Source organism: Streptomyces physcomitrii (genome assembly GCF_012273655.1).
In the GTDB taxonomy this organism is placed as follows: Bacteria; Actinomycetota; Actinomycetes; order Streptomycetales; family Streptomycetaceae; genus Streptomyces; species Streptomyces physcomitrii.
In genome coordinates, this window is the sequence record NZ_JAAWWP010000007.1 from 41,054 (window position 1) to 56,366 (window position 15,313).

13 protein-coding genes are annotated in these 15,313 nt (G+C 72.5%); 12 read left to right on the forward strand and 1 reads right to left on the reverse strand.

Going from position 1 to position 15,313, the window contains the following annotated elements; translation table 11 throughout:
• Positions 1 to 3 precede the first annotated feature (3 nt).
• The 8 genes from recG to mutM all read left to right on the forward strand — a co-directional run bounded on the left by recG (position 4) and on the right by mutM (position 7,790).
• Positions 4 to 2,235 (forward strand): ATP-dependent DNA helicase RecG, encoded by a 2,232-nt coding sequence (gene recG / locus HFV08_RS13395; protein ID WP_312885592.1) that lies wholly within the window; start codon positions 4 to 6, stop codon positions 2,233 to 2,235.
• Positions 2,236 to 2,402: 167 nt separating this feature from the next.
• Positions 2,403 to 3,002 (forward strand): 16S rRNA (guanine(966)-N(2))-methyltransferase RsmD, encoded by a 600-nt coding sequence (gene rsmD, locus HFV08_RS13400; RefSeq protein WP_168539186.1) that lies wholly within the window; start codon positions 2,403 to 2,405, stop codon positions 3,000 to 3,002.
• Positions 3,003 to 3,025: 23 nt separating this feature from the next.
• Positions 3,026 to 3,505 (forward strand): pantetheine-phosphate adenylyltransferase, encoded by a 480-nt coding sequence (gene coaD, locus HFV08_RS13405; RefSeq protein ID WP_210430278.1) that lies wholly within the window; start codon positions 3,026 to 3,028, stop codon positions 3,503 to 3,505.
• Positions 3,506 to 3,664: 159 nt separating this feature from the next.
• The gene (locus tag HFV08_RS13410; protein ID WP_168539190.1) at positions 3,665 to 4,873 is read left to right on the forward strand and encodes an ATP synthase F0 subunit B; all 1,209 of its coding nucleotides are present in this window, start codon (positions 3,665 to 3,667) and stop codon (positions 4,871 to 4,873) included.
• Between the two features lie 213 nt (positions 4,874 to 5,086).
• Positions 5,087 to 5,758: a YceD family protein gene (locus tag HFV08_RS13415; RefSeq protein ID WP_168539192.1), complete on the forward strand. Its 672-nt coding sequence runs from the start codon at positions 5,087 to 5,089 to the stop codon at positions 5,756 to 5,758.
• Positions 5,759 to 5,760: 2 nt separating this feature from the next.
• Positions 5,761 to 5,934 (forward strand): 50S ribosomal protein L32, encoded by a 174-nt coding sequence (gene rpmF / locus HFV08_RS13420; RefSeq protein ID WP_040247813.1) that lies wholly within the window; start codon positions 5,761 to 5,763, stop codon positions 5,932 to 5,934.
• Positions 5,935 to 5,941: 7 nt separating this feature from the next.
• Positions 5,942 to 6,796, forward strand: coding sequence for a ribonuclease III (gene rnc / locus HFV08_RS13425; protein ID WP_376770621.1), 855 nt, complete (start codon positions 5,942 to 5,944; stop codon positions 6,794 to 6,796).
• Positions 6,797 to 6,926: 130 nt separating this feature from the next.
• Positions 6,927 to 7,790 (forward strand): bifunctional DNA-formamidopyrimidine glycosylase/DNA-(apurinic or apyrimidinic site) lyase, encoded by an 864-nt coding sequence (mutM, locus tag HFV08_RS13430; RefSeq protein ID WP_168539196.1) that lies wholly within the window; start codon positions 6,927 to 6,929, stop codon positions 7,788 to 7,790.
• A 138-nt stretch (positions 7,791 to 7,928) separates the two neighbouring features.
• Here mutM and HFV08_RS13435 read toward each other — a convergent pair whose 3' ends face one another.
• Positions 7,929 to 8,762, reverse strand: a complete 834-nt coding sequence (locus tag HFV08_RS13435; RefSeq protein WP_246341740.1) for a CAP domain-containing protein — start codon at positions 8,760 to 8,762, stop codon at positions 7,929 to 7,931.
• A gap of 169 nt (positions 8,763 to 8,931) precedes the next feature.
• Here HFV08_RS13435 and HFV08_RS13440 point away from each other — a divergent pair, with 169 nt between their 5' ends.
• The 4 genes from HFV08_RS13440 (at position 8,932) to HFV08_RS13455 (ending at position 15,307) form a co-directional block, all read left to right on the forward strand.
• On the forward strand, positions 8,932 to 9,213 hold the full coding sequence (locus HFV08_RS13440; RefSeq protein WP_168539200.1) for an acylphosphatase: 282 nt from the start codon (positions 8,932 to 8,934) through the stop codon (positions 9,211 to 9,213).
• 393 nt (positions 9,214 to 9,606) lie between these two features.
• Positions 9,607 to 9,813, forward strand: a complete 207-nt coding sequence (locus HFV08_RS13445; RefSeq protein WP_040247803.1) for a hypothetical protein — start codon at positions 9,607 to 9,609, stop codon at positions 9,811 to 9,813.
• A gap of 282 nt (positions 9,814 to 10,095) precedes the next feature.
• Entirely contained in the window at positions 10,096 to 13,656 is a 3,561-nt protein-coding gene (gene smc, locus HFV08_RS13450; protein WP_168539202.1) for a chromosome segregation protein SMC, read from the forward strand.
• A gap of 226 nt (positions 13,657 to 13,882) precedes the next feature.
• Positions 13,883 to 15,307, forward strand: coding sequence for a sugar porter family MFS transporter (locus tag HFV08_RS13455; RefSeq protein WP_168539204.1), 1,425 nt, complete (start codon positions 13,883 to 13,885; stop codon positions 15,305 to 15,307).
• Positions 15,308 to 15,313: the final 6 nt, after the last annotated feature.

A 15,313-nucleotide genomic window follows, 5' to 3' on the forward strand; every position in this document is an offset into this window, starting at 1 on the left:
GGCGTGTCCGTGCCCGAAGAAGCGCAGCCCCAGCCGCTGCGACAGCCCCTGAAGAAGGTCCTCGGCGCCGCCACCGCGAAGGTGATGGCCGAGGCACTCGACATGCACACCGCAGGCGACCTCCTGCACCACTACCCCCGGCGCTACGCCGAGCGCGGCGAGCTGACCCGCCTCGCCGAACTCCCGCTCGACGAGCACGTCACCGTGGTCGCCCAGGTCGCCACCGCCCGGATCCTCACCTTCAACTCCGGTCGCGGGCAGCGCCTGGAGGTCGTCATCACCGACGGCAGCGGACAGCTCCAGCTGGTCTTCTTCGGCCGCGGGGTGCACAAGCCGCACAAGGATCTGCTGCCGGGCACGAGGGCGATGTTCGCGGGCAAGGTCTCCGTCTTCAACCGCAAGCTGCAACTGGCGCACCCCGCCTACCAGTTGCTGCGCGGCGAGGGAGCCGAGGACGCGGTGGACAGCTGGGCGGGCGCGCTCATCCCGCTCTACCCGGCCACCGCGAAGCTGGAGTCCTGGAAGATCGCCAAGGCGGTGGACGCGGTGCTGCCCAGCGCCCAGGAGGCCCTGGACCCGCTGCCGCCCGCGCTGCGCGAGGGCCGCGGACTGCTGCCGCTGCCCGAGGCCCTGGAGAAGATCCACCGGCCGCGCACCAAGGCCGACATCGAGCAGGCCCGGGCCCGCCTCAAATGGGACGAGGCCTTCGTCCTGCAGGTGGCCCTCGCCCGCCGTCGCCACGACGAGAGCCAACTGCCCGCCGTGGCCCGGGTCCCCGGCCCGGACGGCCTCCTCGACGCCTTCGACGCCCGCCTGCCCTTCACCCTCACCGAGGGTCAGCGGACGGTCAGCGCGGAGATCTTCGCCGCCCTCGCCACCGACCACCCCATGCACCGGCTGCTCCAGGGCGAGGTCGGCTCCGGCAAGACCCTGGTCGCCCTGCGCGCCATGCTCGCCGTGGTCGACGCGGGCGGCCAGGCCGCGATGCTCGCCCCGACCGAGGTGCTCGCCCAGCAGCACCACCGCTCGATCACCGAGATGATGGGCGAGCTGGCCGAGGGCGGCACCCTCGGCGCGGCCGAGAAGTCCACCAAGGTCGTGCTGCTCACCGGCTCGATGGGCGCCGCCGCCCGCCGCCAGGCCCTGCTGGACCTGGTCACCGGCGAGGCCGGGATCGTCATCGGCACCCACGCGCTGATCGAGGACAAGGTGCGCTTCCACGACCTCGGCCTGGTCGTGGTCGACGAGCAGCACCGCTTCGGCGTGGAGCAGCGCGACGCCCTGCGCGGCAAGGGCAAGCAGCCGCCGCACCTGCTCGTCATGACGGCCACCCCCATCCCGCGCACCGTCGCCATGACCGTCTTCGGCGACCTGGAGACCTCCGTCCTGGACCAGCTCCCCGCCGGTCGCTCCCCGATCGCCAGCCATGTGGTGCCCGCCCAGGACAAGCCGCACTTCCTCGCCCGCGCCTGGGAGCGGGTCCGCGAGGAGGTCCGCCAGGGCCACCAGGCGTACGTGGTCTGCCCCCGGATCGGCGACGGCGAGGACGAGAAGGCGGCCCCCAAGGGCGGCAAGGGCGGCGCCAAGAGCAAGGAGTCCGCCGCCGAGGACCCGGAGAAGCGCCCGCCGCTCGCGGTGGTCGAGGTCGCCGCCGAGCTGTCCGCGGGCCCGCTGAAGGGCCTGCGGGTGGAGATCCTGCACGGCAGGATGGCGCCCGAGGACAAGGACGCGGTGATGCGCCGCTTCGCCGCGGGCGAGAGCGACGTCCTGGTGGCCACCACCGTGATCGAGGTCGGGGTGAACGTCCCCAACGCCACCGCCATGGTCATCATGGACGCCGACCGCTTCGGCGTCTCCCAGCTGCACCAGCTCCGCGGCCGGGTCGGCCGGGGCTCCGCGCCCGGGCTCTGCCTCCTCGTCACCGAGATGCCGGAGGCGAGCCCCGCCCGGGCCCGGCTCGGCGCGGTCGCCGCCACCCTGGACGGCTTCGAGCTCTCCCGTATCGACCTCGAACAGCGCCGCGAGGGCGATGTGCTCGGCCAGGCCCAGTCCGGGGTGCGCTCCAGCCTCAAGGTCCTCGCCGTCATCGAGGACGAGGAGATCATCGCCGAGGCGCGGCAGGAGGCGAGCGCCCTGGTCGCCGAGGACCCGGAGCTCCAGGGCTATCCCGGGCTGCGCACCGCCCTGGACGCCCTGCTCGACGAGGAGCGCGAGCAGTACCTCGACAAGGGCTGAGCGGAGGGGACAGGGGGTGGCCGCCCCGGCCCCGCCGCCTATCGTGGAAAGGCACCGCGTACGAGCCGGGACCACCCCGTACGCGGGAGAATCCGGAATCCGGCCACCCTGAACAACCCGGCCGACCCGAACACCCCGCAGAACGAGCAGCAGAACGAAGGGCTCCGATGACCCGCGTGATCGCCGGCCGGGCCGGTGGGCGCCGACTCGCCGTACCGCCGGGCAACGGCACCCGCCCGACCTCCGACCGGGCGCGTGAGGGCCTCTTCTCCACCTGGGCCTCGCTGCTCGGCGGCGGCTTCGAGGGCGAGCGCGTCCTGGACCTCTACGGCGGATCCGGCGCGGTCGGCCTGGAGGCGCTCTCCCGCGGCGCCGCGCACTGCCTGCTCGTCGAGTCCGAGGCCCGGGCGGTACGCACCCTGCGGGAGAACGTCCGCGCGCTCGGCCTGCCCGGCGCCGAGGTCAGGGCGGGCCGGGCGGAGCAGATCGCGGCGGCCCCGGCCCCCGGGGAACCGTACGGACTGGTCTTCCTGGACCCCCCCTACGCGGTGCCCGACACGGAACTGCGGGAGATCCTGATCACACTGCGCGCGGGCGGCTGGCTCACCGAGGACGCGCTGGTCACCGTGGAGCGCGCCACCCGGGGCGGCCCCTACACCTGGCCGGAGGGCTTCGAGGAACTGCGCTCCCGCCGCTACGGCGAGGGAACGTTTTGGTACGGTCGCGCCGCCGCTGTGACCGTCCCCGGACGCACAGACGCCCCATGACACCGGAGAGCGAGGGACTTCAGTTGCGCCGCGCCGTCTGTCCCGGGTCGTTCGACCCCATCACCAACGGACATCTCGACATCATCTCCCGGGCCTCCCGGCTGTACGACGTCGTGCACGTCGCGGTGATGATCAACCAGTCCAAGAAGGGCCTCTTCGAGGTCGAGGAGCGGATCGAGCTGATCCGCGAGGTCACCGCCGAGTTCGGCAACGTCGAGGTCGAGTCCTTCCACGGGCTCCTCGTGGACTTCTGCAAGCAGCGCGACATCCCGGCCATCGTGAAGGGCCTGCGCGCCGTCAGCGACTTCGACTACGAACTCCAGATGGCCCAGATGAACAACGGCCTCTCCGGAGTCGAGACGCTCTTCGTGCCGACCAACCCGACCTACAGCTTCCTCTCCTCCTCGCTGGTCAAGGAGGTCGCCAACTGGGGCGGCGACGTCGCCCACCTGGTGCCCCCGCAGGTGCTCGGCGCCCTGAACCGGCGCCTCGGCCGCACCTGAGGAGCCGGGCGGGAGCCGTCCGGTGCCTGAGGGTCCGTCAGCCGGTGTCGGCGGGCCCGCGCCAGGCCGTACAGTCGTGAGCGTCCGTCTCCCGCGACCCGGGGGCGTCCGGCTCCCGTCAAGGGACTCCCGTCAAGGCAAGAGAGTGGCGAGCACACGGTGGACGTGCAGAAGAAGCTCGACGAGATCGTCGGCGCAGTCACAGGCGCCCGGTCCATGCCCATGTCGGCCTCCTGCGTGGTCAACCGCGCCGAGCTGCTCGCGCAGCTCGAAGAGGTCCGCGCGGCGCTGCCCGGCTCGCTGGCCCAGGCGCAGGAGCTGATCGGCGACCGGGACCAGATGGTCGCCGAGGCCCGCCAGGAGGCCGAGCGCATCCTCGCCTCCGCCCGCGCCGAACGCGGCTCCCTCGTCTCCGGCACCGAGATCGCCCGGCACTCCCAGGACGAGGCCGAGCGCATCCTCGCCGAGGCCCGCCGCGAGGCCGAGGAGGTCCGCGCCGAGGCCGACGACTACGTCGACTCCAAGCTGGCCAACTTCGAGGTCGTCCTCACCAAGACCCTCGGCTCGGTCGGCCGCGGCCGCGAGAAGCTGCTCGGCGCCCAGCCCGGCGGCGAGCAGGGCTACGAGGACCCCGACTACGCCGAGGCCCCCGAGCGCAGCCAGGACCCCGAGACGCTGCGGCAGCGCGCCGACGCCTATGTGGACGTGAAGCTCGGCGCCTTCGAGGCGGTGCTCGCCAAGACCCTGGAGGCGGTGGGCCGCGGCCGCCAGAAGCTGCACGGCCGGGTCGCCACCGACGAGCTCGCCGCCCTCGCGGAGCTGGGCGCCGAGGGCGGCCACACCACCGACTCGGACTACCTCGCGGGCCTCGCGGGACCCGTCGCCGCGCCGGCCGTGCCCGCACCGGCCGCCCCCGCCGCCCCCGAGCAGCTCGCGGCGGTCCCGCCGCCCCCGTCCCAGACGCCCTTCGCCCAGCCCGAGCAGCCGTCCTACGCCCCTGCCGGGCAGGAGGCCGCCGCCCAGGCCGGGGCCTACGCCGCCCAGGACCCGTACGGCTACCAGCAGCAGGATCCCTACGGCGGCTACCAGCAGCCCTACGCCCAGCCGGATGCCTACGGCTACCCGCAGCAGCAGGATCCCTACGCCCAGGGCGGCTACCCGCCCGCGCCCTATCCGCAGGACCCGCTCCAGGGCCAGGACCCGCTCGGCCAGGGCTACGACCCGGCCGCCTACGACCCCGGGCACGGCTACCCGCAGAGCCGCCATCCCCAGGCCCCGCAGGAGCCCACCGCCCTGGACGAGACCAGCCTCTTCGACACCGGGATGATCTCGGCGGAGCAGCTGCGCCGGTACGAACAGGGCCGCTGAACCCGGGCCCCCGGCCGCCGGACCGGCCGCCGCCGACCGCCCCGAGCGTGCTCGGGGAGCCCGGATTGGGCCGTGGGCGAAAGGTCAAGTATCCTGGCTCTTCGGTCACGCGCGCGTCGCGCCGTGCGCCGATCACCGCTGTACGAGGCTCGCCCGTTCCGACGGGCCTGGGCCGTGCGGCACCCCACCGAGTTCTGAGGACCGACAGCAGGAATGGCCGCGAACGCCCGCCTTGACCACCGCAACCCGCTCGTGTTCGACACACATGAGCTGGGCCGGCGTCCCGGCGCGCTCCAGCGTCTTGACCGGACCGTCGACGCCCCGGGAGGTGAGGCGCCCTTCGGTATCCAGGGCGTCGTACAGGTGCCGGAAGGCGCCCCGGTGGAACTCGACCTCCGTCTGGAGTCCGTCATGGAAGGTGTGCTCGTCACCGGCACCGCCCGTGCCACGGCCGAGGCGGAGTGCGTAAGGTGTCTGGAGCCGCTCGGACTCGACGTCGAAGCGGACTTCCAGGAGATGTTCTCGTACCCTGACGCCGACGAGCGGGGCCGTGGGATCGCACGATCCGAACCGGACCCGGCCGAGGACGAGGAGGACGAGGACAGGCTCTTCCTCGAGGACGGCATGTTCGACCTCGAACCCGTGCTGCGGGATGCGGTGGTGCTCGCACTGCCGATGCAGCCGGTGTGCCGGGAGGACTGCCCGGGACTGTGCTCCGAGTGCGGAGTCAGGCTCGCGGACGACCCGGACCACCACCACGACGCCGTCGACATCCGTTGGGCGGCACTGCAGGGACTCGCCGGAACCACCCGGGACGGCGAGAAGGACGAGATGAGCGGTGAGGGGCCCGAGTCGGGACCCGCCGCCGAGAAGCAGGAGAAGTAGCCGTGGCTGTTCCGAAGCGGAAGATGTCGCGCAGCAACACGCGCCACCGCCGGTCGCAGTGGAAGGCTGCGGTCCCCACCCTGGTCGCGTGCGAGCGCTGCCGTGAGCCCAAGCAGCAGCACATCGCCTGCCCCGCTTGCGGCACCTACAACAAGCGCCAGGTCCTCGAGGTCTGAGCGGCTGGTGAGAGGCACAGTGTCGGAAACCCGGGAAACCCGGAAGAACGCCCCGCGCTCCGGTGGGAGCGCAGCGGCGGACACGGCCTCGTCCCACACGCTTCTGGAAGGGCGGCTCGGCTATCGGCTCGAGTCCGCCCTTCTGGTGCGCGCGCTGACCCACCGTTCCTACGCGTACGAGAACGGCGGCCTGCCCACCAACGAGCGCCTGGAGTTCCTCGGGGACTCCGTGCTCGGCCTGGTGGTCACGGACACGCTGTACCGCACCCACCCCGATCTGCCCGAGGGCCAACTGGCCAAGCTGCGGGCCGCGGTGGTCAACTCGCGTGCGCTGGCGGAGGTGGGCCGCGGGCTCGAACTCGGTTCCTTCATCCGGCTCGGCCGCGGTGAAGAGGGCACGGGCGGCCGGGACAAGGCCTCCATCCTCGCCGACACCCTCGAAGCGGTGATCGGCGCGGTCTACCTCGACCAGGGACTCGACGCGGCGGCGGAGCTGGTGCACCGGCTCTTCGACCCGCTGATCGAGAAGTCCTCCAACCTCGGTGCCGGACTGGACTGGAAGACCAGCCTCCAGGAACTCACCGCGACCGAGGGGCTCGGCGTGCCCGAGTACCTGGTCTCGGAGACCGGCCCCGACCACGAGAAGACCTTCACAGCTGCCGCCCGCGTCGGAGGCGTCTCGTACGGCACCGGCACTGGCCGCAGCAAGAAGGAAGCAGAGCAGCAGGCTGCCGAGTCGGCCTGGCGCGCCATCCGCGCCGACGCCGACGCACAGGCGAAGGCGGCGGCCGCCGAGGCCGCCGAGGGGCAGCAGCCCCCGTCCGGGGCCGGCTCCCCGGCACCGGGCTCCGCCCCGGCCTGAGCCGGACGAAACGCAGGTGCCCGCGCCCCGGTCCGCCGGGGAGCGGGCACTCTCGTCTGCGGCCCACCCGGTGAAGGACCTGCGGCCCACCCCGCGAAGGACCGCGGCCCGCCCCGCGAAGGAGAAGAGAGTGCCCGAGCTGCCCGAGGTCGAGGTCGTACGCCGCGGACTCGCGCGCTGGGTGGCCCACCGCCCGGTGGCGAGCGCCGAGGTGCTGCACCCGCGGGCGGTACGCCGCCACCTCGCGGGCGGCGAGGACTTCGCCCGCCGCCTCGGCGGGGTCACCTTCGCCACCCCGCACCGGCGCGGCAAGTACCTGTGGCTGCCGGTCGAGGACGCCGGCTTCTCCGTACTGGCCCACCTCGGCATGAGCGGACAGCTCCTGGTGAAGACCGAGGCGGCCCCCGACGAGAAGCACCTGCGGATCCGCATCCGCTTCGCCGACGCGCTCGGCACCGAGCTCCGCTTCGTCGACCAGCGCACCTTCGGCGGCCTCTCGCTGCACGAGAACACCGCGGAGGGACTTCCCGAGGTCATCGCCCACATCGCCCGCGACCCGCTGGACCCGGACTTCGACGAGGAGTCCTTCCACACCGCGCTGCGCCGCCGCCGCACCACCGTCAAACGCGCCCTGCTCGACCAGTCCCTGATCAGTGGCGTCGGCAACATCTACGCGGACGAGGCCCTGTGGCGCGCCAGGCTCCACTACGACCGGCCGACCGCCACCCTCACCCGCCCCAAGTCGGCCGAACTCCTCGGCCACGTACGGGAGGTGATGACCGCCGCGCTCGGCGTCGGCGGCACCAGCTTCGACAGCCTCTACGTCAATGTGAACGGCGAGTCCGGCTACTTCGACCGCTCGCTCGACGCCTACGGCCGCGAGGACGAACCCTGCCGCCGCTGCGGCACCCCGATGCGCCGCCGCCCCTGGATGAACCGCTCCAGCTACTTCTGCCCGCGCTGCCAGCGGGCACCACGGGCGGTACCCGCTTGAGGGGTTGGGCGGCTGGTACGTGAAGTACCTTCGTTCGGCGGTGAGTTGACGGCCCTGGCTGAGGGGGCGTCAATTCCCTTGCGTCACACGGTGGTCAGCACATCCCCGAAACCGCGCCCGATGCCGGGGACGTGCCGCTCAGTACCCGAAGTCCTGGGTCCACCAAGGCCCGCCGTCGCCGAAGTGGGCGCCGACGCCGAGCCGGGTGAACTCGCAGTTGAGGATGTTGGCGCGGTGGCCCTCGCTGTTCATCCAGGAGTCCATGACCGCCTCGGCGTCCGCCTGGCCACGGGCTATGTTCTCGCCGCCGAGCCCGGATATGCCCGCCTGTTCGGCGCGGTCCCAGGGGGTGTCGCCGTCCGGGTCGGTGTGGTCGAAGAAGTCCCTGGCGTCCATGTCCTTGCTGAAGTTCTCGGCGAGGGCGGCCAGTTCGGCGTCCGGCTTGACGGGGGAGCAGCCCGCCGCGGCCCGCTCCTCGTTCACCAGGTTGAGCACCTGGGTCTCCGGGTTCCCGCCGGGGGAGGGGGAGGCCGGGGGCTCGCCGGTGCGTGTCGGCCGGGGCGCGGCGGTGGTCTTCTCCGGGGCCGTGGTCTTGTGCGGGGTCGCCGTCCTGCCGGGGGCGGTGGACTTCTCGGGGGTGGCCGTCCGCTCGGGGCGCGGGCTCTTCTTCGGCTCGGCGCTCTCGCGGCCGCTCCGCTCCGGGCGCGGCTCGGGCTTGCCGGAACCCTTGGCCGGGGAGGTCGGGCTGGCCGGATTGTCCGAGGGGCTCGCGGATCCGGTGCCGGCCCGCGCCCACGGCGGGAGCTCGGCGCCGGTCTGGGTGCGCAGGCCCGAGGGGCTCCGGTCGGCGCGTACCGTCTCGTGGCCGCCGTCCGAGGTGAGGTGGAGGCTGTCGGCGGGGAGCACACCGGTGGCCAGGGCCACCACGCCCGCCGCGACCGCGGCGGAGGCACCCAGCACTCCCGTACGCATGGGCACGGAGCCCTTCTTCCGATGGCGTCCCATACTCCGGCCTTTCTCCTCCAGCGCCCCCCTTGAGGGGAATTCACCCAATCGAGTGAGACTTATTGGAGGGGGACGGTACCCCATGGGGGGCGGTACGGGTGTGCTCCGAGAGCGGCCGGACGGTTAGCGTGCAGCCATGACGGAAGAAGTCCGGCTCACCGCCTGGGTGCGGGGCCGCGTGCAGGGCGTGGGTTTCCGCTGGTTCACCAGGGCGCGGGCGCTGGAGATCGGCGGGCTGAGTGGCTTTGCTCTCAACCTGGACGACGGCCGGGTCCAGGTGGTCGCCGAGGGCCCCCGTGAAGGCTGCGAAAACCTGCTCGACTGGCTCCGCGCGGGCGACACACCCGGGAAGGTCACGGGCGTCACTGAGATCTGGGACACCCCGCGGGGCGGTTACGAGAGCTTCGCGATTCGCTGAGGGGAAGCCGCCGGGAAGCGGTCTGAGGCCCCGCCGGGGCGCTCCCGCCGACCGCGGCGCGCAGAAATTCCCAGGTGATTGCCGAAAGGGTCTTGCCCGGCGGCGCGCCGCGAGCAAAAATGATCTCCACGCGCCCGCCGTGCAGAGGGTTGCGCCCGGCAAGCGGTGCCGCACATTCCGTGCGCTGACACCCCGGCCGCCCGCCGATACGGGCCGTGATCGTGTTGACCGTCAAACTTTTTGGTGAGACTCTGGAAGTCCCCGCGCACCTTGGTCGTTCGGCATGTGACAAGAGCCCGCAACAACGAGCATGCCGAGGCCGGGGCAGCGATTTCCCTCACGACCACGACCCCACCGCATCGGTCGGTCACTCATTGTGGAGGACCATCCATCATGGCAAAGGCGCTTCTCGGTTACGTCGGCGGCTCCGACCCGCGACTCCTCGCCGAGATGCGAAGGCTCCAGCAGCGTGTCCAGGATCTGGAATCCGAGCTCGGACGGATCCAGGCCGAGAACGACGCGCTGGCGGCTGCCGCATCGCACGGCGACCCGCTCCTCGAGGGCATCGACGTATCCCAGGCCGAGCCTGCGCTCACCTGACGATCCCTGCTCACCCACTACCGTGATCGGGCTGCCGTCTGGGCAGCCCCTCGCTCGAAACCGCAAGGGACGCTTCGGCGTCCCTTCTGCTTTGTGTCCGGCCCCCGTTCGCGCCGGACGGCTCCCCGGGCCCCTTTCGACACCTGTCATGTGCCCTCCACCTAGGACAGTGAAACCGCGTGTTCACCCGCTGAGACACCGCAGGCAGGCGCCTCGACGCGCGGCGGCGGCTTCGAGCGGGCGGCGGTGCCGCGGCGGACCGGGCAGGTAGAGTCCAGCGGCGTGCACCTCAAGGCCCTGACCCTGCGCGGCTTCAAATCCTTCGCCTCGGCCACGACGCTGAGATTCGAGCCGGGCATCACCTGCGTCGTCGGACCGAACGGTTCCGGCAAGTCGAACGTCGTCGACGCGCTGAGCTGGGTCATGGGCGAACAGGGCGCCAAGTCCCTGCGCGGCGGCAAGATGGAGGACGTCATCTTCGCCGGCACCACCGGGCGCCCCCCGCTCGGCCGCGCCGAGGTCTCGCTCACCATCGACAACTCCGACGGCGCCCTGCCCATCGAGTACGCCGAGGTCACCATTACGCGGATCATGTTCCGCAACGGCGGCAGCGAGTACCAGATCAACGGCGACACCTGCCGCCTCCTCGACATCCAGGAACTCCTCTCCGACTCCGGCATCGGCCGCGAGATGCACGTCATCGTCGGCCAGGGCCAGCTCGACTCCGTACTGCACGCCGATCCGATGGGCCGCCGCGCCTTCATCGAGGAGGCCGCGGGTGTCCTCAAGCACCGCAAGCGCAAGGAGAAGGCGCTGCGGAAGCTGGACGCGATGGGGGCCAACCTCGCCCGGGTGCAGGACCTCACCGACGAACTCCGCCGCCAGCTCAAGCCGCTCGGGCGGCAGGCCGCCGTCGCCCGCCGGGCCGCCGTCATCCAGGCCGATCTGCGCGACGCCCGCCTGCGGCTGCTCGCCGACGACCTCGTCGGCCTCCAGGAGGCGCTGCGCACCGAGGTCGCCGACGAGGCCGCCCTCAAGGAGAGCAAGGAGGCCACCGAGGCCGAGCTGAAGGCCGCGCTGCACCGCGAGGGCCGGTTGGAGGACGAGGTCCGGCGCCTGGCCCCGCGGCTCCAGCAGGCCCAGCAGACCTGGTACGAACTCTCCCAGCTCGCCGAGCGGGTGCGCGGCACCGTCAGCCTCGCCGACGCCCGGGTCAAGAGCGCCACCGGCGCGCCCCCCGAGGAGCGCCGCGGCCGGGATCCGGAGGACCTGGAGCGCGAGGCCGCCCGGATCCGCGAGCAGGAGGCCGAACTCGAAGCCGCCCTGGAGGCCGCGGAGCGCGCCCTGGAGGACACCGTCTCCCACCGCGCCGAGCTGGAACGCGAACTCGCCGCCGAGGAACGCCGCCTGAAGGACCTCGCCCGCGCCATCGCCGACCGCAGGGAGGGCCTGGCCCGGCTCAACGCGCAGGCGGGGGCGGCCCGTTCACGCGCCGCCTCGGCCCAGCAGGAGATCGAGCGGCTGGCCGCCGCCCGCGACGAGGCGCAGCAGCGCGCGGTCACCGCCCAGGAGGAGTACGAGCAGCTGCAGGCCGAGGTCGACGGGCTCGACGCCGACGACACCGAACTCGCCGCCCGGCACGAGGGCGCCAAGCAGGCGCTCGCCGAGGCCGAGTCCGCGCTCTCGGCCGCGCGGGAGGCCGCCGCCGAGGCCGACCGCTCCCGGGCCGCGCTCGCCGCCCGGCACGAGACGCTCGCCCTCGGACTGCGCCGAAAGGACGGCACCGGCGCCCTCCTCGACGCCAAGGACCAGCTCACCGGCGTCCTCGGCCCCGCCGCCGGGCTGCTGAGCGTCAGCCCCGGCCATGAGGTGCCGCTGGCCGCCGCGCTCGGCGCCGCCGCCGACGCGATCGCGGTGGCCACTCCCGCGAGCGCCGCCGACGCCCTGCGGCTGCTGCGCAAACAGGACGCGGGCCGCGCCGCCCTGCTGCTCGCCGACGCCGCGGGACCCGCCGGCACCGCCCGCGTCGAAGGCCTCGCCTACGCCGCCGACCTGGTCCGCGCCCCGGCCGAACTGCTGCCCGCGGTACGGCGGTTGCTCGCCGGACTGGTCGTCGTACCCACCCTGGAGGATGCCGAGGACCTGGTCCGCGCCCACCCGGAACTGACCGCGGTGACCGCCGAAGGCGACCTGCTCGGCGCGCACTTCGCCCAGGGCGGCTCCGCCGGAGCACCGAGCCTGCTGGAGGTGCAGGCCTCCGTGGACGAGGCCGCGGCCCGCCTGGAGGAGCTGGCCGTACGGTGCGAGGAACTGGCCGCGGCGAAGGAGCGCGCGGTCGAGGGGCGCCGGGCCGCCGCGGCGCTCGTCGAGGAGCTGGGCGAGCGCAGGCGCGCCGCCGACCGCGAGAAGTCCGCCGTGGCCAAGGAGCTCGGCCGGCTCGGCGGTCAGGCCCGGGGCGCCGCGGGCGAGGCCGAGCGCGCGGCCGCCGCCGCGGACCGGGCGCAGGAGGCCTACGAGCGGGCGGCCACCGAGGCCGAGGAGCTGGCCGAGCGCCTTGCCGTGGCCGAGGAGACCTCCCCCTTCGGCGAGGACGAGGAGCCCGACACCGCCCACCGGGACCGGCTCGCCGCCGACGGGGCCAACGCCCGGCAGACCGAGATGGAGGCGCGGCTCCAGGTCCGTACCCACGAGGAGCGGGTCAAGGGGCTCGCCGGGCGGGCCGACGGCCTGGACCGCGCCGCGCGCGCCGAACGGGAGGCGCGGGCCAGGGCCGAGCAGCGCAGGGCCCGGATGCGGCACGAGGCCGAGGTCGCCGGGGCGGTCGCCTCCGGCGCGCGGCAGCTGCTCGCCCATGTCGAGGTCTCGCTGGCCCGCGCCGAGGCCGAGCGGGCGCTCGCCGAGCGGGCCAAGGGCGCCCGGGAGCAGGAGCTCGCCACCGCCCGCGGCCGGGGCCGCGACCTGAAGTCCGCGCTGGACAAGCTCACCGACTCGGTGCACCGCGGCGAGGTCCTCGGCGCCGAGAAGCGGATGCGGATCGAGCAGCTGGAGACCAAGGCCCTGGAGGAGCTGGGCGTCGAACCGGCGGGCCTGGTCGCGGAGTACGGCCCCGGGCAGCCGGTGCCGCCCTCCCCGCCCGCCGAGGGCGAGGAGCTGCCCGAGGACCCGGAGCACCCGCGCAACCGGCCCCGGCCCTTCGTCCGCGCCGAGCAGGAGAAGCGGCTGCGGTCCGCCGAGCGCGCCTACCAGCAGCTCGGCAAGGTGAACCCGCTGGCCCTGGAGGAGTTCGCGGCCCTGGAGGAGCGGCACCAGTTCCTCTCCGAGCAGCTGGAGGACCTGAAGAAGACCCGGGCCGACCTGCTGCAGGTGATCAAGGAGGTCGACGAGCGGGTGGAGCAGGTCTTCACCGAGGCCTACCGGGACACCGCGCGCGAGTTCGAGGGCGTCTTCTCACGGCTCTTCCCGGGCGGCGAGGGCCGGCTGATCCTCACCGACCCGGAGAACATGCTCACCACCGGTGTCGACGTCGAGGCCCGGCCGCCGGGGAAGAAGGTCAAGCGGCTCTCCCTGCTCTCCGGCGGCGAGCGCTCGCTGACCGCGGTGGCGATGCTGGTGTCGATCTTCAAGGCGCGGCCGAGTCCCTTCTACGTGATGGACGAGGTCGAGGCGGCGCTCGACGACACCAACCTGCAGCGCCTGATCCGCATCATGCAGGAGCTCCAGGAGGCCTCCCAGCTCATCGTGATCACGCACCAGAAGCGCACGATGGAGGTCGCCGATGCCCTCTACGGGGTGTCGATGCAGGGCGACGGTGTCTCCAAGGTGATCAGCCAGCGGCTGCGCTGAACCCCCGGCGCCACTCTTTGAGCCCATCATCTCTTCGACACATGAACACTTCCCGTCCCTTTACGGCGGCTTTCTTTCCCGAACCCACCCCTTGACGTAAAAACTTGAAGACATAAGGTCTCCTGCGTACCTCATCCCTTCAGGTGGTGGGCGCAGGGAACTTGTGCACCACTGGAAGGGTTCATCCCCCACGCCGTGGCGCGGGCCGCGGCCAGAGGAGTACCACGTGACCAGCACCTCGCAGGCCTCGCAGTCGGGGGCCGGCAGTCAAGGAGGGTCCGAGCACCTCGGACACGTCATCTTCATCGCCGCCGCGGCGGCGATGGGCGGTTTCCTCTTCGGTTACGACAGCTCCGTCATCAACGGTGCCGTGGAAGCCATCCGCGACCGCTACGACATCGGCTCCGGCACCCTGGCCCAGGTCATCGCGATCGCCCTGATCGGCTGTGCGATCGGCGCCGCCACCGCGGGCCGGATCGCCGACCGGATCGGCCGTATCCGCTGCATGCAGATCTCCGCCGTCCTGTTCACGGTGAGCGCGGTCGGCTCGGCGCTGCCCTTCGCGCTCTGGGACCTCGCGATGTGGCGCATCATCGGCGGCTTCGCGATCGGCATGGCCTCCGTCATCGGCCCCGCCTACATCGCCGAGGTGGCGCCGCCCGCCTACCGCGGCCGCCTCGGCTCCTTCCAGCAGGCCGCCATCGTCATCGGCATCGCCGTCTCGCAGCTCGTCAACTGGGGCATCCTGAACGCCGCCGACGGCGACCAGCGCGGCGAGCTGATGGGCCTGGAGGCCTGGCAGGTGATGCTCGGCGTGATGGTCATCCCCTCCGTCCTGTACGGGCTGCTGTCCTTCGCGATCCCCGAGTCCCCGCGCTTCCTCATCTCGGCGGGCCGGGACCAGAAGGCGCGTGAGGTGCTCGCCGAGGTCGAGGGCGAGGGCAGCGACCTCGACGGGCGGCTCGCCGAGATCCGTACCGCCATGCACCGCGAGCACAAGTCCACTTTCAAGGACCTGCTCGGCGGCGGGGGCTTCTTCTTCAAGCCGATCGTCTGGGTCGGCATCGGGCTCTCCGCCTTCCAGCAACTGGTCGGCATCAACGTCGCCTTCTACTACTCCTCGACGCTGTGGCAGTCCGTGGGCGTCAACCCGAGCGACTCCTTCTTCTACTCGTTCACCACCTCGATCATCAACATCATCGGCACCGTGATCGCGATGATCTTCGTCGACCGGGTCGGCCGCAGGCCGCTCGCCCTGATCGGCTCGGTCGGCATGGTGATCGGTCTCGCCCTGGAGGCCTGGGCCTTCTCCTACGACCTGGTGGACGGCAAACTGCCCGCGACCCAGGGCTGGGTCGCCCTGATCGCGGCCCACTGGTTCGTCCTCTTCTTCGCCCTGTCCTGGGGCGTGGTGGTCTGGGTCTTCCTCGGCGAGATGTTCCCGAACCGGATCCGGGCGGCCGCCCTCGGCGTCGCCGCCTCCGCGCAGTGGATCGCCAACTGGGCCATCACCGCGAGCTTCCCCTCGCTCGCCGACTGGAACCTCTCCGCCACGTACGTCATCTACTGCGTGTTCGCCGCGCTCTCCATCCCCTTCGTGCTCAAGTTCGTGAAGGAGACCAAGGGCAAGACCCTGGAGGAGATGGGCTAGCGACCC